The sequence below is a fragment of the Rhodococcus jostii NBRC 16295 genome, from assembly GCF_001894825.1.
GTDB lineage: Bacteria > Actinomycetota > Actinomycetes > Mycobacteriales > Mycobacteriaceae > Rhodococcus_F > Rhodococcus_F jostii.
Genome location: NZ_BCWY01000038.1, coordinates 69487 through 89075 on the forward strand (window position 1 = coordinate 69487; position 19589 = coordinate 89075).

Here is a 19589-nt window from a genome sequence, read left to right on the forward strand (position 1 = left end):
CGACTCTGGGTGACGTACCCGTTCACTCGTCTCACGTGAGGATCGCCGACATGATCGCCGCACTCGAATCCCGCACCGCTCTCTCCCCACTGCGCCTCGTCCTCCGCGTAGACGCCGCCGTCACCGGCGCCAACGGCATCGCCTACGTGGCCGCTGCCACCGTCCTCGACGACGTCCTCGGCCCGACCGCCGGCTTCCTGCACGCCATCGGAATCTTCCTGCTCGTGTTCTCGGCCGCCGTGTGGGCGGTGAGCGTGCCGGACCGACCCGCGCCGGCCGCGGTGGAGGCCCTCGTCCTCTCGAACCTCGCCTGGGTGGGCGCGAGCGTGGCGCTGGTGCTGACGGAGTGGCAGCCTCTCACCACGGTGGGTGTCGTCTGGGTGCTGCTGCAGGCCGTCGTGGTCGGCGCCTTCGCCGCAGCCCAGGGCTGGGCCCTCACCCGGCGCTGAAAGCACACCTTTGCCGCCGCACCGTTACCCCATTCGACGGGTGACGGTGCGCGCAGTGGTTCATACTCACCTCATGGACAAGAAGTCACTGACCGCCCTTGCCCGTCAGCAACTGAAGTTGGCAGGCGGGACGTCCAGCGGCCGCAGTTCGCAGACCGTGTACGGCGGGCATCGGCGCAGCCTCCGACAGACCGTCATCGCCTTGGCCGCGGGTCAGAAGATGGCCGAGCACGAGAGCCCGGGCGAGGCCACCCTGTTCATCCTGAGCGGCAAGTTGAACCTCGTGTCCGGGGAGGACTCGTGGAAGGGTTCCACCGGCGATCTGCTGGTCCTACCGACCGATCGGCACAGTGTCGAGGCGATCGAGGACGTCGCGTTCCTGCTCACCGTCGCCATGTGACGGCCGGGCCATCCACCGCTCGCCGGTATCGTCGAGACCGGCACGCACAGCAGTGGAGACGCAGGAGAACAGATGACCGAATCTCAGCCCGTGCTCGAGGTGTCCATCGCAGCGGCGCCCGCGGTGGTGTGGCAGGCCCTGCGCGACCCTGAGTTGATTCGACGCTGGCACGGCTGGGACTACGACGGCCTGGCCGACGAGATCCGTCAGATCTACTTCGACGACGTCACGGAGGACGCCGCCCACTTCGTCCTCGCCCTCGACAAGGCCGATCGGTTCAGCCTGCACGAGCGCGAGGGAACCACCGTGGTGCGGGTAACCCGGCCACCCCGCACGGGGGACCCCGCCGCGGACGACTGGTACGACGACATCACCGAGGGCTGGACCACGTTCCTGCAGTCCCTCAAGTTCGGCATCGAGCGGCACGGGCTCGACGAGCGTCGCACGTTGTTCCTGGAAGGCCCGGTCGCTGAGGGTGATTCGGCGCGTCATCTGCTCGGGCTCGACAAGCTGGAGGGCTTGAAGGTCGGCGATCACTACAACGTGGTCGCCGAGACGGGCGACCTGCTGCGCGGAGTGGTGTGTTCCGTCGGGGAACACCAGACCGCGGTGAGCGTGGACGACCTGGGCCCGGGACTGCTGCAGTTCGGTGAGCAGCCCGTCAACGCGGCCCGGCCGAACGGCGGTGCGCAGATCCTGCTGGTCGCGTACGACCTGGACGACGAGGAGTGGGTCGAACTCGAAGAGCGCTGGACAGAGTGGTGGCAGGCCCGGCCGGGAGCCGAACCTGCCACCTGAGTTCGCGAACGGTCAGGCGAGCACGGTACCCAGGGTGGGCCACCAGATGGTGCTCTTGACGACGTCCGGCCCCACCTGGTGGTTCAGCGACCCGTACACGGCTGCCACCACCAGTCCGCTGCCGAGTCCGGCGACCGGCGCCGTGGAGACGACCGTGGGAACCGCGACATTGTTCTTGTCCAGCTTCACGATGCCGCTGGCACCGGTGGCGAAGCTGTAGTAGACGACGTCGAGTTCGGCGCCGGTCTGGTCGCTCGCGATGACGCCCGGTCCGCCGAAGAATCCGAAGCGGAATTCGTTGCTCATGTCGGTCGCCACGCCCGCGCCGTACAGCTGTCCGAGCACCGGACCGCCCTGCCCGGTGTCGGAGTACGCGGGAACCTGGAAGATCTGTCCCGGCAGGGCGATGTTCGTCGCGGCCGTGTCCGTCGGGGACGCGGCGAGTCGCTCGATGGCGGCCTCCGCCTCGGGGTTTCCGGCGGCCACGGTGCGCAGCTTCGCAATCGCGGTCGCCGGGTCGACGGCGGGAGCCGAGTCCGCGGGCTGCGCCGACACGGCACCGGTGAACATCATCGTCGCTGCCACTGCTGCGGTCAGACCCGCCGCTACCCGTCGTCCGAAGTGCCGTCGATTCATTCTTCTTCTCCCTCGTCACACGAATGAGTAAGCATTAGTTCGGATGAGTAAACACTCGAGCCCTTATCGACGCGGCGGTTCGCGGCGTTACGCCCGCTGCGGACCTTATGCTGCAGGCATGGGATCGGACGGAGGGCACGGGGCGAGGTTCAGTGAGTTTCGGGAGGGGCTCACCGATGTGGTGCCCACCCGCCGAAGTCTGCAGCGACTGTTCGAGGCGGTCCTCGTGGTCGGGTCCGGACTCGAACTGGATTCCACCCTGCAGCGCATCGTCAATTCGGCCACCTCCCTGCTCGACGCCCGGTACGGCGCCCTCGGGGTCCATGCGCCCGACGGCGGGCTGTCGGAGTTCGTCTACGAGGGCATCACCGCGGACGAGCGGGCGCACATGGGACATCTGCCCGAAGGCCGTGGCCTGCTGGGACTGTTGATCCACGACCCCCGGCCGGTGCGCCTCGCCAACCTCGCCGACCATCCGGGATCGATCGGTTTCCCGCCCAACCACCCGCCGATGAAGAGCTTCCTGGGCATGCCGATCATGATGCGGGACAAGGTGTTCGGCAGCATCTACCTCACCGAGAAACTCAGCGGACCCGAGTTCACCGACGAGGACGAGGTGATCCTGCGTGCGCTCGCGACGTCGGCCGGTGTGGCCGTGGAGAACGCCCGGCTGTTCGAGGAATCACGGACGCGGGAGCGGTGGCTGACGGCGGTCGCAACGATCACGTCCCGGCTGATGGTCGGCGGATCCCTCGACGAGACACTCCACACGCTTGCCGATCAGGTGCGCGAGCTGTCCAGCGGTGACGAGGTTTTCATCGTGGTCACACTCGGCGAAGGCGCGGTGGTGGGTGCCGACACGACCGCGCGACCGCTGCGCAATGCATTCCGGAACGCCACCCGAACGGAGCCTCTCGCCGAGGTACTGCACTCCCGCACTCCGGCGCTGCTGACCGGACTCGACGGTCTCGTACCGTTCTCCGCCGAGGCGGGCCGCGCGGCGGTGCTGCCGCTGTCGACGGCGTCGGGAGTCGGCGGGGTACTGGTCGTCACGGCGCGGGGCAACGCCCCGTGGGATCCCGACGAGGTCGTCCGCCTCGAGTCGGTGGCCGACCTGGCCGCCGTCGCGGTGGAATTCTCCGATCAGCAGAGCAAGCAACGCCTGCTGTCGGTGCTCGCCGACCGCGATCGGATCGCCCGCGACCTGCACGACAACGTCATTCAGCGGTTGTTCGCCACCGGAATGAGTCTGCAGAGCACCCACGCGGTCGGGGACGTTCCGGACGGTGTGCGCGGGGTCGTGGCCACCGCGGTCGAGCAGCTCGATCGCACAGTGCGTGAGATCCGCACCACCATCTTCGATCTGCAGGCCACCGGAGTCGCGTCGGCGACGAGTCTGCGCCGCCGTCTCCTCGACGTGATCGGCGACCTCACCTCGCAGTCGCCGATCGCGCCCAATGTCCAGTTCTCCGGCGCCATCGACACTCTCGTGCCCGCCCGCATCCACCAGCACGCGGAGGCGGTCCTGCGGGAGGCCCTGAGCAATGCACTGCGGCACGCACGCGCCACCACCATCGACATCTCGGTGGCCGCCGACGACGACCTCACCGTGACAGTCACGGACGACGGCATCGGGATCGCCGACGGCGCCCGGCGCAGCGGACTCGACAACCTCGATCGTCGCGCCGAGCAGTGCGGCGGCACCTGCACCGTCGACGCCACCGGCGGCGGAACCGTTGTCAGCTGGCGGGTTCCGCTGGCGTGAAGACGATTCAGCGCTGGTTGCGTAGCTCGGTGGCCAGCACGGCCGCCTGAGTGCGTCGTTGCATCCCGAGTTTGGACAGCAGCCGGGACACGTAGTTCTTGATCGTCTTCTCCGCAAGGAACAGCCGCTCGGCGATCTCCCGGTTGGTGAGCCCCTCGCCGATCAGATCGAACACGGCCCGTTCCTGCTCGGACAGTTCCGCCAGCGGGTCGTCCCGGCGTGACGACCTGATCCGGTTCATCAGAGCCGACGTCGCCCGGCTGTCGAGCAGCGAACCACCCGCCCCCACGGTCCGCACGGCCGCGACCAGGTCGGTGCCGAGGATCTGTTTGAGGACGAATCCGGACGCGCCGGCCATAATGGCGTCGAACAGCGCCTCGTCGTCGGAGAACGACGTGAGCATCAGGCACCGCAGTTCGGGCAGGGCGGCGCGCAGGTCGCGGCACAGCTCGACGCCGTTGCCGTCGGGCAATCGGACGTCGAGGACGGCGACGTCGGCGCCGCTGCCCGGGATCCGCGCCATCGCCTCGCCCACGGACGCGGCCTCCCCGACCACCTCGAGGTCGGGCACGCTGCCGAGTAGATCGACCAGGCCTCGTCGCACGATCTCGTGGTCGTCGACCAGGAACACCCGCGTGGTCATGTGTGCACCTCCACCGTCTCTCCTCGAACCGTACCGCGCCGGCGAAGGGTTGCGACCCGTCCGGGACCTCTCCCCACGCATTCGGGACCTTCGACCCCAGCGCGGACGGCGCGGCTCGCGGAATGCTGAGCGTGCGGGGGAACACCCGGACACCACAACTGGAGGTCGCGATGAACAGCTGGTCGCTCAGCGACATCGAGGTGGTCTCCCGCGCCATCGTCTCGGCTCCGTCGGTCCACGACACGCAGCCGTGGGATCTGCGGCTCGACGGCACATACGCGGAGATCACCGAACGCCGCGGGTTCACGGACACGCCGCGCGCCGACCGCGTGATCTCCTGCGGTGCGGGTGTCGCGAACGTGGAGCTCGCGTTGCGGGCACTCGGCAGGCAGATCGAGACGGATCTGCTGCCCGATCCGCGTCGACCCGAACTCGTCGCGACGGTGCGGTCCGTGGGCACGACTTCCCCGTCGAGCACCGATCTGAGGCTCTTCTCCGCCATGGCCCGCCGCCGGAGTCATCGGGAAGCATTCGCCGACATCCCTGTTCCGGCGGCCACCATCGCCGACATCGTCTCCGCGGCGGAGACGACGGGTGTCCGTGCTCGTCTGCTCGCCGCGGACGAGGCGCCTGCGCTCGCCGACGTGCTCCTCTATTCGGCGGACCGCGTTCGACACGATCCCCGCCACCAGCGCGACCTCTTCCCCTGGACGTCGCACTGGCTGCCCCGGGTCGGTCACGAGTCGGTCGACACGATCCACACCGTGGTCACCCGCGGCGTCCCCGATTCGGCGCGCCTCGCCGCGGCCATCGAGGGCGAGACCGTTCTCGTGTTCGCATCGGGCACGCAGGAGTCGATCGACCTGGTGCGCACCGGAATCGCCGTCGAGCGGGCGTGGCTGACGGCCGTCGACGCCCGGCTCGGCGCCTCCATCCTCTCCTACCCGCTGCGCGTCGACGATACAGCGCAGCGGCTGGCTCGGCGACTGAACTTGCCCGGCAATCCACAGCTGATACTGCGAATCGGATACTGACAGAACAGAAACGGAGCTCTATTGCGGGCCGCGTACTCACGGATCGCGAAGGGCGGCATCTACGATCTGCGCCAGCGCCTCGACGACGTCGTCCTGCCCGTGTTGCGTTAGTGGAACATGTTCGAGCGTAACGATTTCGGCCCGGAAGGCGAACGCGTCGCGGCTCGCTAGCGCACCTCGAAGACGAGCGGGAATCGCGACGCGGCATCGTCGAGTTCGGGTGCCGGCGCCCCCTTCAGGAAACGGTCGAACATCGCTGCCACGAGGTCGTTCGTCGTGTGGACCACTTCCCGGCGGGGAGCCGTGCCGAGGCTGAAGCCGGCGGGCACATCCATTCCGGGGGGATCGGGGATCGCCTGCGGGACGTGGTGCTCGGCGTCGGTGAAGCTGAAGTGCCCGGTGTCCCGGAGCGCGTAGACCTTGCTCCAGGACCGGGGCGTCGCAAAGTATTGCCCCCAGAACCTGTCCCGGCCTTCGGGGCTCTCCGCATGACGCGAGTTGAGCACGCTGAGCAGTGGGGTGCCGGGATCCTCGGAGACGATCGGGCTCGCCGTGTTCGCATACAGGAGCGCTCCGTCGAGATTGACCCCGGCGTCCACGCGCGGGTCGTCGAGGAGGACCTGCGTGGTGGTGGCTCCGCCGATCGAATGACCGAACATCCCGATCCGGTCGGGATCGACGGCCTCGGGGAGACCGTCCGGCAGCAGCGGGCCGATCCCGTCGGGGTCGTCACCGCGGGAGAGGGATTCGACGGTGTCGACGACGAAACTCGCGTCCGCCACCCGGGTGTCGAGCGCCTTCTTCTGGGTGTCGGCGGAGTACGGGTCGGTGATCTGTGACGGGACGACGCGGCCGTCCGGAAACACCGTTGCGAGGGCCTCACCCGTATGATCCATGCCGATCACCACGTAGCCGCGGCCGGCGAGATCCTCGGCGGCGAGCGTATACAGCGTCCGCGGCACGTAGAACCCGGGTGAGAAGAGGACGACGGGCAGCGATCGGGTTCCGCCCGTGGCAAATCCGGCGGGGTAGGTCACCGTCACCGGGATGGTCCGCGGACTGCCCGGCGTCCACGGATCGTCGCGATCGTGATCCACCAGTTCGAGGGTGCTGACGCCGACGTTCGCACCGTTCGCAGGCAGGCGCAGGAGCGTCCCGGTCTCGGCACTCGCCGTCGCCGGCTGGACGGACGTTGCCGCGCCGAAAACCACTGCGACGGCGACCAGTCCCCGGAGAATGAGGGTTGCCTTCACTCGTACCTCCTCTGCGGAGTCGAGCGAAGGCTACCGCAGAGTCGTCGTGATCGGGGGTGCTAGCTCTGCGGCCGGACGATCATCACCGGGCAGTCCGCGGTGTGGAGCAGCGCATTGCTCGTGGAGCCCAGCAGCATTCCCTTGAAACCACCCCGGCCGCGGCTGCCGACGACGATCAGCTGCGCCTTCTCCGCGAATTCGCTGAGCACGCGCACCGGACGGTCACGCGCCACGACGCGTTCGACGGTCACGTCGGGATACCGCTCCTGATATCCGGCGAGACGCTCCGACAGCACCACTTCTTCGCCGGTCTGGATGCTGCTCCACAGCGGGTCTTCCGGAGAGGCGCCGAGCGACGGCTGCACACTGACATCGCTCCAGACGTTCACCGCGACCAGGCTCGCACCGCGGGCTGCGGCCTGCTCGAAAGCCACCTCCACCGCCGCCTTGCTGCTCTCCGAACCGTCGACGCCGACCACGATCGGCCCTTCGGTCGGCGGCTGCCCGTCCATGGTGCGGCCCCGCACGACGATGAGTGGGCAATGTCCGTGTGCTGCGACCGCGGACGTGGTCGAACCGACCAGCAGTCCGGTGAACTCACCGTGCCCGCGCGAGCCGAGCACGACCATGTGCGCATTCGCGGACAGCTCGATGAGCGTCTGGCTCACCTTGCCCTCGTGCTGTTCGGTGGTGATGTCGAGCGGCTCGTCCACCGTCTGCTTGGCGTGCACCCGCGCACTGCCCAGCCGGGCCTTCGCCGTGTCTTCGAGTTCTTCCTTGAAGCTCTCGGCGAGATACGGCTCGGTGTAATAGAAGGCAGGAATGTGCACCACTGTCACGATGTGCAGCGGGAGCGACAGTGCGGCGGCTGCGCGGGCGGCCCACGCCACGGCGGCGGAGGCCGACTCGGATCCGTCCACACCCACGACGATCGGCTTGATTCCGGTCATGGTCACCTTTCCTGATTCTTCCGGCTGGGCATTGCTGGTTTCGCGGTGTTACCCGCAGATCTTGCGGAGCTTCTCGACCAACGCGACGCGTCCCGCACGATCCGCGGCGAGCGGTGTGACGGTGAGGGTGGTGACCCCGGACTCGGCGAAGGCGGCCACCCGTTCTGCGACGTAACTCTCCGGACCGATCAGGGACACGGCGCGCACCAGGTCGTCCGGCACCGCGGCGGCGGCCTCGTCCTTCTTGCCCGACAGGTAGAGGTCCTGGATGGTCGCGGCTTCCTTCTCGTAGCCGTACCGGACGGCGAGGTCGTTGTAGAAGTTCTTGCCCTTCGCGCCCATGCCGCCGATGTACAGCGCGAGGCTGGGACGGACCCAGTCGAGCATGTGCTCGACGTCGTCACCGATGGCGAGCGCGGGTGAGGCGAAGACCTGCAGGTCACCGAGGCTCGGGTCGCGCTTCGCCTTGCCCTTCGCGAGGGGCTCGCCCCACACACTCGCGGCCTTCTCGGGGTGGTAGAAGATCGGCTCCCAGCCTTCGGCGATCTCGGCCGTCATCTCTACGTTCTTGGGCCCGAGCGAGGCGATGACGATCGGGATGCGATCACGCACAGGGTGGTTGATGATCTTCAGCGGCTTGCCCAGCCCGGTGCCCTTTTCGGCGGGCAGCGGAATCTGGTAGTACTTGCCCTGGAATTCGACCTTCTCCCGGCGCCACACCTTGCGGCAGATCTCGACGACCTCGCGGGTGCGGCCGAGCGGGGCGTCGTACTTGACGCCGTGGAAGCCCTCGATCACCTGCGGGCCGGACGCGCCGAGGCCCATGACGAAGCGCCCGTTCGACACGAAGTCGAGGCCGGCTGCCGTCATGGCCGTCAGGCTCGGCGTGCGCGTGTAGATCTGGAAGATGCCCGACGCGAGTTCGATCGTCGTGGTCTTGGCGGCGAGGTAGCCGATCTGGCTGACCGCGTCGAACGAGTAGGCCTCGGGCACGAACGCGATGTCGAGCCCGGCTTTCTCCAGGTCGGCGACCTCGTCGACCGTCTCGGCGAAACCGCCGCTGTAGTTCAAGCCCATACCTATGCGCACGTCGTTCCCCAATCCTGGCGTTACCTGCAACCTGTTCTTCTTCAATCCAGAACACTACTGCGAGCAATCGCGTCAGGGGCGTGCAGGCCTCACGACGACGACCGGGCAGTGCGCACCACCGACCAGGCTGTTGCTGGTCGATCCGAGCAGCATTCCCTTGAATCCGCCGCGGCCCCGGCTGCCCACCACCAGAAGTTGCGCCTTCTTCGACCACTCGAGCAGCCGCGCCCGCGGATTGTCGATGTACACCTCTCGGGTGACCAGCACGTCGGGGTATTTCTCCTGCCAGCCGGCGAGGCTCTCGGCGAGGACTGCGTGTTCGTCCTCCTCGAGCCCCTGCGGGACCAGGGCCGCGGCCCGGGGGTCCTCGAACGCCGTCGGCCCGAGGTCGCTCCACACGTGGACGGCCACCAACGGCGCGTTCCGCAGGGACGCCTCCTGGAAGGCCACCGAGATCGCCCGCTCGCTGGTGAGGCTGCCGTCGACGCCGACGACGACGGGCCCGCCCTCGTGGGCGTCACCGCGGACCACGACGACCGGGCAGTGCGCGTGGCTGGTGACGTTGATGGCCGTGTTCCCGAGCAGGGCGGTGGCTGCGGCGCCGACCCCGGATGCCCCGACCACCACGACCCTGGCGTTTTCGGACAGGTCGACGAGCCACTGGGCGCTGCTCCCGATCGACAGTTCGGTGTGGACGTCGATGATGGGATTGACCGCGAACGCCTGCTCCTGCGCCTCGGCGAGAATCGCCTTGCCACTCGCCTCGACCCATTCGTACACGCCGCCCGAATCCATGTAGGGGCCGCCGAACCCGTAGGGCGCAAAGTCGAGGGCGTGGATGATCTTCAGGTTCAGGCCGCGTTCGGTGGCCAGTTCGGCCGCCACCCGTACCGCGGACTTCGAGCTGTCCGATCCGTCGACACCGACGACGACGCTGTTGCGGTCCCGTGTGCTCATGGCTTCACACTATCCCCGGTGTCCGGTTCGCGTCTGCCGCCCTTCGTCTTTGGAACCGGGACTTAAGTCCCCACCGATTCGGGTTCTCCGCCCGTAGCCGCGGCGGCCGACTTCCGCAAAGATGAGAAACTGGACCCGTCCGTTTCTTACGAATAGGACTGGGGTGCTTCGCTTTCCGTGCATCACCCACAGGAAGCGACGTCGCTCACAAATTTGGTATCTTGAATGAGAATTAAAGTACGTTGGGGTCATGCAACTCACACAGTTCACCGACCTCGGACTGCGGGTCGTCATGCGACTGGCCGTCACCGGGGACGGCGAACGGCCGGGGAGCCGGGCGATCGCCGAGGAACTGTCGGTGTCGTACACCCACGCCGCCAAGGTGATCACCCGGCTGGGTGAGCTGGGCATCGTCGACGCACGCCGCGGACGCGGAGGCGGTCTCGCCATCACCGAACTCGGGCGTACCGCGTCCGTCGGCTGGCTCGCACGCCGGCTCGAGGGCGACGCGGAGGTCGTCGACTGCGACGGCGCCCAACCCTGCCCGCTGCGGTCGAACTGCCTGTTGCGGTCGGCGCTGCGACGCGCGCAGGACGCGTTCTTCGAATCGCTGGACGCCCTCACCATCGAAGACCTCACCCGGACCCCCACCGGAACCGTGCTGCTCGCCCTCCCCCGGGTAGCCGCCACAACTTCCCAGATTTCTCGAACGATCGGAGAATGACATGCTCTCACCCACCTCGACGGACGTCATCCGCGCCACCCTGCCCGTGGTCGGCGCCGCGATCTCGGACATCACGACGCTGTTCTACCGCAAGATGTTCGACGCACACCCCGAACTCGAGCGGGATCTGTTCAACCGCGGCAACCAGAAGCAGGGCGAACAACAGAAAGCGCTGGCCGGGGCCATCGCCGCGTTCGCCGCTCTCCAACTCGAACCCGATCAGGCGCGCGTCGACCTCATCCTGTCGAGGATCGCGAACAAGCACGCCTCACTGGGAATCGAACCCGCGCAGTACGCGATCGTGCACACGCACCTGTTCGCGGCCATCGTCGAGGTACTCGGTGACGCCGTCACCCCGGAGGTCGCCGCCGCCTGGGACGAGGTGTACTGGCTGATGGCCGAGACCCTGATCTCGATGGAGGCCGGTCTGTACGCCTCGGCGGGAGTGGCGGCCGGCGACGTGTGGCGCGACGTGCGGGTGCGTGAGCGCAGGCACGAGTCCGCGGACACCGTGTCGTTCGTACTCACGTCCGTGGACGGCAGTCCGCTTCCCACGTTCGCGCCGGGACAGTACCTCTCCGTCGCGGTTCGCCTGCCGGACGGGGCGCGCCAGATCCGCCAGTACAGCCTGTCGTCGGCACCGTCCAGCGGCGACTGGCGGATCTCCGTGAAACGGTCGGGTGAGGTGTCGAACTTTCTGTACCACAACGTGTTCGAGGAAGACATCGTGTCGGTGTCGACACCGTTCGGCGATCTCGTCCTGCAGGACGACGACGCACCGCTGCTCCTCGTGTCCGCGGGCATCGGCTGCACACCGATGATCGGGATACTCAGCCACCTCGCCGACACCGAGGACAACCGCCGGATCTCGGTGCTCCACGCCGACCGCTCCGCCAGCAGCCACGCGCACCGCGCGGAGCTGACCGAACTCGTGGAACGTCTGCCGTTCGCGGTGATGCACCGCTGGTACGAGGACCTGGGTGCGCGCCGCCCCGAGGGCAGCCTCCGGGAGGGACGGGCCGACCTCGGGGAGGTGACGATCGCGCCCGGCACCCGCGCCTACCTGTGCGGTCCGCTGCCGTTCATGCTCGGAATGCGCGAGGCGCTGCTCGCGAAGGATGTGCCCGCCGAGAACATCCACTACGAGGTGTTCGGCCCCGACAGCTGGTCGGCCGCCGGCGTATGAGGATCGCCGCGCCCGTTCACACCGGCCAGGTGTGAACGGGACTCCCCTCCCGCATGTTCTCCACGTACTGACGCAGCATGGCGGCCAGGGCTTCCGGGCGGCGCAGACCGGCGTTCTCGTGCCGGACCACCTGCGCACGCTGCCACGACGCCCCGGTCTGCCGGGTGACGCATCGCCCCTCGATGACGCTGAGGTAGCGGTCGCGGGCCTTCGCGGACAGCCCGAATGCGGCGAGGCCCTCGTCGGCGATCGGCAGCAGCCGGCGCAGGACGAGTTCGTCGGCGCCCGTGGACCCGACACCGGGCCAGTACAGTTCGGCGTCCATGCCGTACTTCGCGCCGGCGTGCAGGTTCTCCTCGGCGGCATTGAACGACATCCGCGACCAGACCGGCCGATCCGCCTCGACGAGCCCGCGTAGCGCACCGTAATAGAACGCGGCATTCGCCATCGTGTCGAGCACGGTCGGGCCCGCGGGCAGCACCCGATTCTCGATCCGCAGGTGCGGCTTGCCGTCGTGGCTGTCGTACACCGGCCGGTTCCACCGGTAGATGGTGCCGTTGTGCATCTGCAGTTCGCTGAGGTCCGGCACCCGGCCCGCGTCGAATTCGGCGGACGGGTCGACGTCGGACAGCTCGGGCAGCAGAGCCGGGAAGTACCGGGAGTTCTCCTCGAACAGGTCGAACACCGACGTGATCCACCGCTCGCCGAACCACACACGCGGCCGCACACCCTGGTTCTTCAGCTCCAACGGCCGGGTGTCGGTGGCCTGCTCGAAGATCGGGATGCGGGACTCGTGCCACAACGCCTTGCCCGCCATGAACGGCGAGTTCGCCGCGAGTGCCACCTGGGCACCCGCCAGGCACTGCGCGGCATTCCAGTGGGCGGCGAACTCGTCCGGCGCCACGCGCAGGTGCAGTTGCAGGGAGGTGCACGCGGCCTCCGGGAGCACCGAATTGGCGTCCAACTTCAGCTGTTCGGAGAGCCGCCCCTCGAGCGGCACACCCTCGAGGTCGAGTTCGATGTCCTCACCGCGAGCGGCGAAGATCTGTTCGTTGAGCTGCTCGTAGCGGGGATTCGCGGTGATCCACTCGCGGCCCAGGTGCTCGAGCCGCAGCGTCGGCAGCATGCCGATCATCACCAGCTGCGCGTCCTGCCCGTGGATACGCGCGTCGGCGACGTGCAGCGACGCCCGCAGTGTGCGTTCGAGCTCGAATGTGCCCTCACCGACCAGGGGACCCGGCCGCACGTTCATCTCGACGTTGAACTGGCCGAGCTCGGTCTGGAACACGGCGTCGTCGTCGATCGACTCGAGTACAGCGAGATTCGACATCGCGGGCGTCATGTCGGCGTGGACGAGGTTGAACTCGATCTCCATGCCCAGCATGGGCCGCGGCGGGTCGACGTCGTCGGCGAACGCACCCTCCCGAAGCATCCGCTCGAGCACGTCGGCGCACAGGAGCACCTTCTGCCGGAACAGGCGCCGATCTGCCCGGGTGAATGTCCGAGACGTCACTTCGCGACCCATACCACTCCCCAACTGCGCGTCGACCTGCGCTCACGGGGGAGCATATCCGTTCATCCCGCGCGAATGCGGGATGGCGGACTAACCTCGAACCAGACGCTGGTGAGCGGAAGGACCTGAGATGACCCCTCAAACCGACTCCAAGAAGAAACCAGAGTTCTCCGTGGGCACACGGGTGAAAACCCGGCATTCGGCCGATCACGAACTGGCCGAGAAGAAATGGCCCCTGGAGGCCGGCGTCATCGTCGACGATTTCGCCGGCGTCCAGGACATCAGCAACGATTCCTACGGCCGCGACTGGGCCGTCTCACGTCGCTGGGCGATCGCCCTCGACAGCGGACCACTCGTGTTCCGCAACGACGACGACCTCGAGCCGGAATAGGCCCTTACGCGTTCGCGCCAGCGTTGCCCCAGGTGACGGACACGCCGCGTTCCTGCAGCCAGCGTCCGGGATCGATCTTGCTTCCGTTCGCGTCGTGCACCTCGAAGTGCAGGTGCGGTCCGGTGGACTGGCCGCGGTTACCGACGTGGGCGATTTCCTGCCCGGCGGTGACGCGCTGCCCCACGCTCACCGTGTAGTCGTTGACGTGTCCGTAGATCGTGACGGTTCCGTCGTCGTGCAGCAGCCGGACCCACAGTCCGAAGCCGGACGCGGGGCCGGCGTCGATGACCTGTCCGTCCGCAGCAGCGAGCACCGAGGTGCCGATCGGTGCGGCGATGTCGATGCCGCCGTGGTGCGCTCCCCAGCGGGAACCGAAGTCGGAGGTCAGCTTGCCCGACACCGGCTGCACCGTGTGCTGCTTGACCGGGTTGACGGTGTTCAGCCACTGCTGTGCCTGTGCGCCCAGGTCGGGGCCGCCGAGGTTCTGGGCCGCGGCGCCGAGGTCGGCGGGCAACTCGAAACCGGCGGGAAGGACACCGGCCGGGATCTCGAACGGAAGACCCGGCAGGCTCTGCGGGCCGCTCGTCTCGTGCGACTCGACGGGGGCGGCAGCAGCGTTTCCGGCGCCCAGCTGGGCTGCGCCGACCACGAGGGCACCGGTGGCGGCCGCAACAGTGGCTGCCTTGATGCCCACACCCGCTCCGGTCTGCTGATTGCGATGGCGCCCACGCGCCGCGTCCGGATCGATCTCGAAGCGAAGGGAAGACCCGTTCGCCCGGTGGTGGGAACCCACAGTTGATACCTCGTCAGTCGTCGGATTGCAGCTCTCCCCATCCGGGGCGGGCTCCTCTGTCTGGCGACGAATGTAACAAAACGATATAGGTCCGCGCCACCGTTACCGAACGTTTATGTTTGGCGCTCCTCGAGCTCGGCCTTGAACGCGGCGTACCGAGCGCGGTGCGGGGCGCGCCGGCGGATCACCGCCCACGCGATCCCGAGCACGACGAACCATACCGGGGTGACCAGAAGCGCCTCGAGGGTGTCGTCCTCCTGGGTCAACGCCCAGATCAGGAATACGAAGAAGGCCAGGACGATCCAGCACATCACCACACCACCGGGCATCTTGAACTTGGACGCCTCATGCAGTTCGGGGCGACGCTTCCGGTACACGATGTAGCTGGCCAGGATCATCGTCCACACGAACATGAACAACACCGATGAGATTGTCGTCACAGTCGTGAAGGCCTCGATCACCGAGTCGCCGGAGAACAGCAGCGCGATCGCGGAGAGCAGGAAGGCGCAGGAGAACATCAGCGCGTTGGCCGGGACCTTGCGGGAACTGAGCTTGCCGAGCCGGGCCGGTGCGTCACCCTCCTGCGCGAGGCCGTAGACCATCCGGGACGTCGAGTAGATCCCCGAGTTCGCCGACGACGCCGCCGACGTCAACACCACGAACTGGATGACTCCGGCCGCGACCCCCAGGCCCGCCAGGGTGAACATCGCGGTGAACGGGCTCTCGCCGGGCACGACCTCACGCCACGGCGTGACCGAGATGATCACAATCAGCGACACCACATAGAACAGCAGGATTCGGATCGGGATCGAGTTGATCGCCTTGGGCAGATTCTTCTCCGGGTCCTTCGCCTCGGCCGCGGTGGTGCCGACGAGTTCGATCCCGACGAAGGCGAAGACCGCGATCTGGAAGCCGGCGACGAAGCCCATCGCGCCGGTCGGGAACATGCCGCCGTCGTTCCACAGGTTGTCGAAGCCGGCCTCCGCCCCGTTGGGCGACGTGAAGTGGGTGAACACCATCACGAGTCCGACGACGATGAGGCTGAGGATGGCGATGATCTTGATCAGCGCGAACCAGAACTCGGTTTCACCGAACGCCCGCACGGTCGGCAGGTTCAGCAACAGCAGCGCCGCGATCGCCACGAGCGCGGGGATCCACAACTGGAGGTCGGGCCACCAGTACCGCACATAGCCGGATATCGCGATGATGTCGGCGATGCCGGTGACGATCCAGCAGAACCAGTACGTCCACCCGGTGAAGAAACCGGCCCAGGGGCCGAGCAGATCGGCCGTGAAGTCGGAGAACGACTTGTACTGCAGATTGGAGAGAAGCAATTCGCCCATCGCCCGCATCACGAAGAACAGCATGAAGCCGATGATCATGTAGACGAAGATCACGGACGGTCCGGCCAGCGAGATCGTCTTCCCCGACCCCATGAAGAGGCCCGTTCCGATTGCACCGCCGATCGCGATCAGCTGGATGTGCCGGTTGGCGAGCTGCCGGGAGAGATGCGGCTCCCCCGCCGACGCCGTCCCCGAGTCGTCACCCGGTCCCGATCCGATCGAGCCCGTCGAGGAAGTTCGGTCAGCCATGGAACACCTGCAACCCTTCTCAGTCCTTGCCGTCACCGTCCGAAAGCGTGGGTCACGTTACGCCGGGATGGCTGCGGACCACCGTCGAGGAGGGAATCCTGAGCGGAGGGACTTGACAGAAACCGCATAGCTAAGGCTAACCTCAGTCCGTTACTTCGAGGCGAGGAGCCTGCACATGATCGACGACCTGATCGAGATCGCGTACGCCCAGGGCGCTGTCACCTGTGTGGCTCAGGCCGCCGACGGCGTCGACGAGTACGAGCTCGCCCGGGTCGACTCCGTCACATCCAGCGTCACCGTCGCGGTACGCGCCGACGGCAAATTCGCGAAGGCAACCAGCGACGAGGGATACCTCAGCCTCGGGCAGGTAGTGCGCGCATGCGGGCTGGACTACCGGCACGCCACCTCCAGCGCCCGCCAGTTCATTCACTGATCAACCCAGGTGCTCCCCGAAGAACCTGTCGATCCTCGTCCACGCATCGGCAGCCGCCTCCGGGTTCGGCACCATCCCCGTCACCTTCACCAGAGGACGCAGCACCTTCGGTCCGGCCAATTCGTCGTTCATGAACGCGTGCCCCGCCGCCGGATACTCCTTCACATCGTGAACCACACCGGCCTGCGTCAGAGCCGCATCCAGCTTGGCTGACGCGTTCCGCAACGCGAGATCCTTCCCGCCGTAACTCGCCACCACCGGGCACGCACCCGCCACCGCCGCATCCAGGTCGCGCGGCAGAATCCCGTAGTTCGGCGCCGCCGCGTCGAACCCCGTGCGCAACGTCATCAGAGCGAACCCGCCGCCCATGCAGAACCCGATGACACCGATCTTCCCCGTGCACTGCGACGAGCCGGCCAGCCACTGACGCGCGGCCTCGATATCCCCGTACGCCCGCCCCTTCCCCGAGAGCATCGCCCGCATCGTCGACACCAGACAGCGCCTCGCACCGCCCGCACTGAACAAATCCGGCGCCAACGTCAGAAACCCCGACTCCGCCAGCCTGTCGGCCTGCCGGCGCATCACATCGTCCAAACCGAACGCCTCGTGCACCATCACCACCCCCGGCCACGGGCCCTCACCCGACGGCCTCGCCAGATAGCCGTGCAAATTCAGCGAACCGTCGTGCCGCGCAGCGAGGTCGGTCAAGTCGATCTCGGACATGTGCGTCTCCCGTTCCGTCGTCAATTCCAGAACATCTGCGACAACCATGCCCTCCCCATCGCGGGCGCACCACCGTTCCCGCTACACTCACCTCGGTGTGCGCCCAGCGCGTGCACCGCGCCCTCGTAGCTCAGGGGATAGAGCAACCCTCTCCTAAAGGGTAGGTCGCAGGTTCGAATCCTGCCGAGGGCACTTTTCGACTTTGGGGCCATTAGCTCAGGGTCCTCAATGTGCACTATCCGTGCCTCGCGTTGTTGTCCGTGCCTCCGAGGGTGTTACCCACCGATTCCAGAACCATCGACGCAGTGAAGTCGACCCGTCCTGAACCTGCGTTGGAGAAGTGCTGCATACGGTGGGCGCGAACGAGCCACAACCCCTCCCTTCGCTCCCATGCTGGCCGTCTGCGCTTACGTCTCGAGGTTGTTTTCGTGTCCTAGAACACCTCTCGTAGCGTTGCCCGCTGCCCACAGCCGAGAACTGGAAACAGACCACTTCACCATCGATCAGGTGCACGAGACCTCCACGCTGATCGGCCACAGCCGGGGATGGTGATTCTTCGCCACGCGGGGGTGGAATTCATCTGATCTCCGATTTCCCGTCGAGGCGATGCGACCTCGGACGGCCGATCGCAATAGAAACAAATAGGGGCCTTGCGTCGGCGCTGCGATACGACGCCATTCGTTCCGCCCCACTCAGGCCGCGAGGCAAGTCCTGGAATCCGTGACATGAACACGCAAGCAGGCGCCCGCCCCGTCCAGCGTTCGGTCCGTCACACAATGAGATGGGGCGCCCACAAAGAGTGGACGCCCCGCGCGAATCGAATTGGTTGGGCTAACTTGGTTAGCCCCCGATCCCAACGCTGCTCAACACGTCGAGAAGGTGTACCAACGCGACGCTCGTTCCCGCTAGTACTGCAACGGCACTTATGGCAGGTGGCCGCGGGTTCGGTAATGACAGATGCGGGCCTGGTGTTGTCGGCGTCTCCGCCAGTGTGACCAGGACCAGACGTGTTCGTCGGGGTGGGCGTGTCGCAGGATCAGATACACGAGTAGGCGGCGGATCTCGGGTACCGTGTAGCCGATCATGCCCTGATCATCGGTCCCGATTCCCCCTTTACTGCTTCGGTTTTCGTTCCTGCGAGCCAGGCGAGGGCGAGCATCGACAGGGTGGTGTGCGCGTACCAGGCCCGGTAGGTGCGCACCTGATACTGGTCCAACCCCGCCTCGTTCTTGGCCTGCTGGAAGCATTCCTCGACCCGCCACCGCGAGCCGGCGATCGTGGCGAGTTCGGTGAGCGTGGTGCGCCGGGGTCCGGCGCAGATGTAGTACGCGATCTCGGTCGGGTCCGACAGGGATCGGCGGGCGAGGAGCCAGTGCCCGCGGCCGGGTGCCCAGGCGATCCTGATGGGCACCCGCACCCAGGAATACTCGCGCGGGCCGTGAGCGCCGTCTCCGGCGGAGATTCGGCGCCACTGCTTCGGCGGGACCGCGGCGATCATCTCGTCGGCACGACCGGAGCGGCCGTCCGGCGTGAACACATCGTCGTTGCACCGGGTGGCCAACACATACGAGACATCGCGTTCCTCGAGCCAGACCCGCAGGTACTTCACCTGACCGTAGGCCTCGTCCGCGGTGAGCCAGGAGAAGGGCACCTGTGCGTCGAGGGCGCGTTCGATCATGTGTTGCGCCAGTCTCGGTTTGGTCGCGAACTCCACCTCGTCACCGATCCCGGCGGCGCGGCACCGGTCGCGGTCGGAGGTCCAGGACTCGGGCAGGTACAGCTCCCGGTCGATGAGCGCGTGCCCGGCCGAGCTCGCGTAGGCGAGGAAGACCCCGATCTGGCAATTTTCCACCCGACCGGCGGTGCCCGAGTACTGGCGTTGCACCCCGGCCGAGCGGGTGCCCTTCTTGAGGAATCCGGTGTCATCGACGATCAACACCCCGGCGCGGTCACCGAGCCGTTCGACCACATAATCACGCACATCGTCGCGCACCCCGTCGACGTCCCAGTCCGCCCGCCGCAGCAACCGTTGCATCCCGTCCGGGCTCACCTCGCCGGCCCGCTCGGCGAGGGTCCACCCGTTCTTGCGTTCCAGACCCGCAACCAGACCCGTCACATATTCACGGACCCGGGACCGCGGCTCTGACCGGGCGAACCGACCGGAGATCCGCTCATGCAACGCTTCCAACTCGGCAACAACCAGATCGAGGACCACACAACCAGTATCGTCTACCTGTCAAGCAAGTGCCGTTGCAGTACT

Annotated in this window: 20 protein-coding genes and 1 tRNA gene; 10 read left to right on the forward strand and 11 right to left on the reverse strand. The window is 67.1% G+C overall.

The window, feature by feature from the left end:
- Nucleotides 1-50: 50 nt before the first annotated feature.
- From RJ1_RS23880 to RJ1_RS23890, 3 genes are all read left to right on the forward strand, one after another.
- A complete protein-coding gene (locus RJ1_RS23880; RefSeq protein WP_073364561.1) occupies nucleotides 51-449 on the forward strand; it encodes a hypothetical protein in 399 nt (132 codons plus the stop codon).
- Nucleotides 450-522: 73 nt separating this feature from the next.
- Complete coding sequence (locus RJ1_RS23885; RefSeq protein ID WP_005254209.1) at nucleotides 523-849, forward strand: cupin domain-containing protein; 327 nt, start codon at nucleotides 523-525, stop codon at nucleotides 847-849.
- Between the two features lie 72 nt (nucleotides 850-921).
- Complete coding sequence (locus RJ1_RS23890) at nucleotides 922-1647, forward strand: SRPBCC family protein (RefSeq protein ID WP_073364514.1); 726 nt, start codon at nucleotides 922-924, stop codon at nucleotides 1645-1647.
- 12 nt (nucleotides 1648-1659) lie between these two features.
- On the opposite strand, the gene RJ1_RS23895 is transcribed toward RJ1_RS23890, so the two are convergent.
- A complete protein-coding gene (locus RJ1_RS23895; protein WP_073364516.1) occupies nucleotides 1660-2283 on the reverse strand; it encodes a Tat pathway signal protein in 624 nt (207 codons plus the stop codon).
- 118 nt (nucleotides 2284-2401) lie between these two features.
- On the opposite strand from RJ1_RS23895, the gene RJ1_RS23900 reads away from it, so the two are divergent.
- A complete protein-coding gene (locus RJ1_RS23900) occupies nucleotides 2402-4048 on the forward strand; it encodes a sensor histidine kinase (RefSeq protein WP_073364517.1) in 1647 nt (548 codons plus the stop codon).
- 7 nt (nucleotides 4049-4055) lie between these two features.
- Here RJ1_RS23900 and RJ1_RS23905 read toward each other — a convergent pair whose 3' ends face one another.
- Nucleotides 4056-4691 carry a response regulator transcription factor gene (locus tag RJ1_RS23905; RefSeq protein WP_073364519.1) on the reverse strand — a complete coding sequence of 212 codons (636 nt, stop codon included), beginning with the start codon at nucleotides 4689-4691 and terminating at the stop codon, nucleotides 4056-4058.
- A gap of 170 nt (nucleotides 4692-4861) precedes the next feature.
- Between RJ1_RS23905 and RJ1_RS23910 the strand changes: the two genes are divergently transcribed.
- Complete coding sequence (locus RJ1_RS23910) at nucleotides 4862-5725, forward strand: nitroreductase family protein (RefSeq protein WP_073364562.1); 864 nt, start codon at nucleotides 4862-4864, stop codon at nucleotides 5723-5725.
- A 167-nt stretch (nucleotides 5726-5892) separates the two neighbouring features.
- Here RJ1_RS23910 and RJ1_RS23915 read toward each other — a convergent pair whose 3' ends face one another.
- From RJ1_RS23915 to RJ1_RS23930, 4 genes are all read right to left on the reverse strand, one after another.
- Nucleotides 5893-6978, reverse strand: coding sequence for an alpha/beta hydrolase family protein (locus RJ1_RS23915; protein ID WP_073364520.1), 1086 nt, complete (start codon nucleotides 6976-6978; stop codon nucleotides 5893-5895).
- A gap of 59 nt (nucleotides 6979-7037) precedes the next feature.
- Complete coding sequence (locus RJ1_RS23920) at nucleotides 7038-7928, reverse strand: universal stress protein (RefSeq protein WP_073364522.1); 891 nt, start codon at nucleotides 7926-7928, stop codon at nucleotides 7038-7040.
- A gap of 48 nt (nucleotides 7929-7976) precedes the next feature.
- Nucleotides 7977-9017: an LLM class F420-dependent oxidoreductase gene (locus RJ1_RS23925; RefSeq protein WP_073364564.1), complete on the reverse strand. Its 1041-nt coding sequence runs from the start codon at nucleotides 9015-9017 to the stop codon at nucleotides 7977-7979.
- A gap of 72 nt (nucleotides 9018-9089) precedes the next feature.
- Nucleotides 9090-9974 carry a universal stress protein gene (locus RJ1_RS23930; protein ID WP_073364523.1) on the reverse strand — a complete coding sequence of 295 codons (885 nt, stop codon included), beginning with the start codon at nucleotides 9972-9974 and terminating at the stop codon, nucleotides 9090-9092.
- Between the two features lie 250 nt (nucleotides 9975-10224).
- Here RJ1_RS23930 and RJ1_RS23935 point away from each other — a divergent pair, with 250 nt between their 5' ends.
- Together RJ1_RS23935 and RJ1_RS23940 are read left to right on the forward strand one after the other, a co-directional pair.
- Nucleotides 10225-10698, forward strand: a complete 474-nt coding sequence (locus tag RJ1_RS23935) for an RrF2 family transcriptional regulator (protein ID WP_073364525.1) — start codon at nucleotides 10225-10227, stop codon at nucleotides 10696-10698.
- Nucleotide 10699: 1 nt separating this feature from the next.
- A complete protein-coding gene (locus tag RJ1_RS23940) occupies nucleotides 10700-11884 on the forward strand; it encodes a globin domain-containing protein (protein ID WP_073364526.1) in 1185 nt (394 codons plus the stop codon).
- Nucleotides 11885-11900: 16 nt separating this feature from the next.
- On the opposite strand, the gene RJ1_RS23945 is transcribed toward RJ1_RS23940, so the two are convergent.
- On the reverse strand, nucleotides 11901-13409 hold the full coding sequence (locus RJ1_RS23945) for a glutamate-cysteine ligase family protein (protein ID WP_073364528.1): 1509 nt from the start codon (nucleotides 13407-13409) through the stop codon (nucleotides 11901-11903).
- A gap of 118 nt (nucleotides 13410-13527) precedes the next feature.
- On the opposite strand from RJ1_RS23945, the gene RJ1_RS23950 reads away from it, so the two are divergent.
- Nucleotides 13528-13788, forward strand: a complete 261-nt coding sequence (locus RJ1_RS23950) for a hypothetical protein (protein ID WP_073364529.1) — start codon at nucleotides 13528-13530, stop codon at nucleotides 13786-13788.
- 4 nt (nucleotides 13789-13792) lie between these two features.
- Here the strand turns inward: RJ1_RS23950 and RJ1_RS23955 are convergent, their stop codons facing one another.
- Nucleotides 13793-14581: a M23 family metallopeptidase gene (locus RJ1_RS23955; protein WP_073364531.1), complete on the reverse strand. Its 789-nt coding sequence runs from the start codon at nucleotides 14579-14581 to the stop codon at nucleotides 13793-13795.
- A gap of 113 nt (nucleotides 14582-14694) precedes the next feature.
- Nucleotides 14695-16173 carry a D-serine/D-alanine/glycine transporter gene (gene cycA / locus RJ1_RS23960; RefSeq protein ID WP_073364532.1) on the reverse strand — a complete coding sequence of 493 codons (1479 nt, stop codon included), beginning with the start codon at nucleotides 16171-16173 and terminating at the stop codon, nucleotides 14695-14697.
- Between the two features lie 175 nt (nucleotides 16174-16348).
- On the opposite strand from cycA, the gene RJ1_RS23965 reads away from it, so the two are divergent.
- Nucleotides 16349-16606, forward strand: coding sequence for a hypothetical protein (locus RJ1_RS23965; RefSeq protein ID WP_073364534.1), 258 nt, complete (start codon nucleotides 16349-16351; stop codon nucleotides 16604-16606).
- Here the strand turns inward: RJ1_RS23965 and RJ1_RS23970 are convergent, their stop codons facing one another.
- Nucleotides 16607-17377 carry a dienelactone hydrolase family protein gene (locus tag RJ1_RS23970; protein ID WP_073364535.1) on the reverse strand — a complete coding sequence of 257 codons (771 nt, stop codon included), beginning with the start codon at nucleotides 17375-17377 and terminating at the stop codon, nucleotides 16607-16609.
- A gap of 71 nt (nucleotides 17378-17448) precedes the next feature.
- Between RJ1_RS23970 and RJ1_RS23975 the strand changes: the two genes are divergently transcribed.
- Nucleotides 17449-17521 (forward strand) — tRNA-Arg (locus RJ1_RS23975).
- 889 nt (nucleotides 17522-18410) lie between these two features.
- Here the strand turns inward: RJ1_RS23975 and RJ1_RS23980 are convergent.
- A complete protein-coding gene (locus RJ1_RS23980) occupies nucleotides 18411-19544 on the reverse strand; it encodes an IS701 family transposase (protein WP_083400496.1) in 1134 nt (377 codons plus the stop codon).
- Nucleotides 19545-19589: the final 45 nt, after the last annotated feature.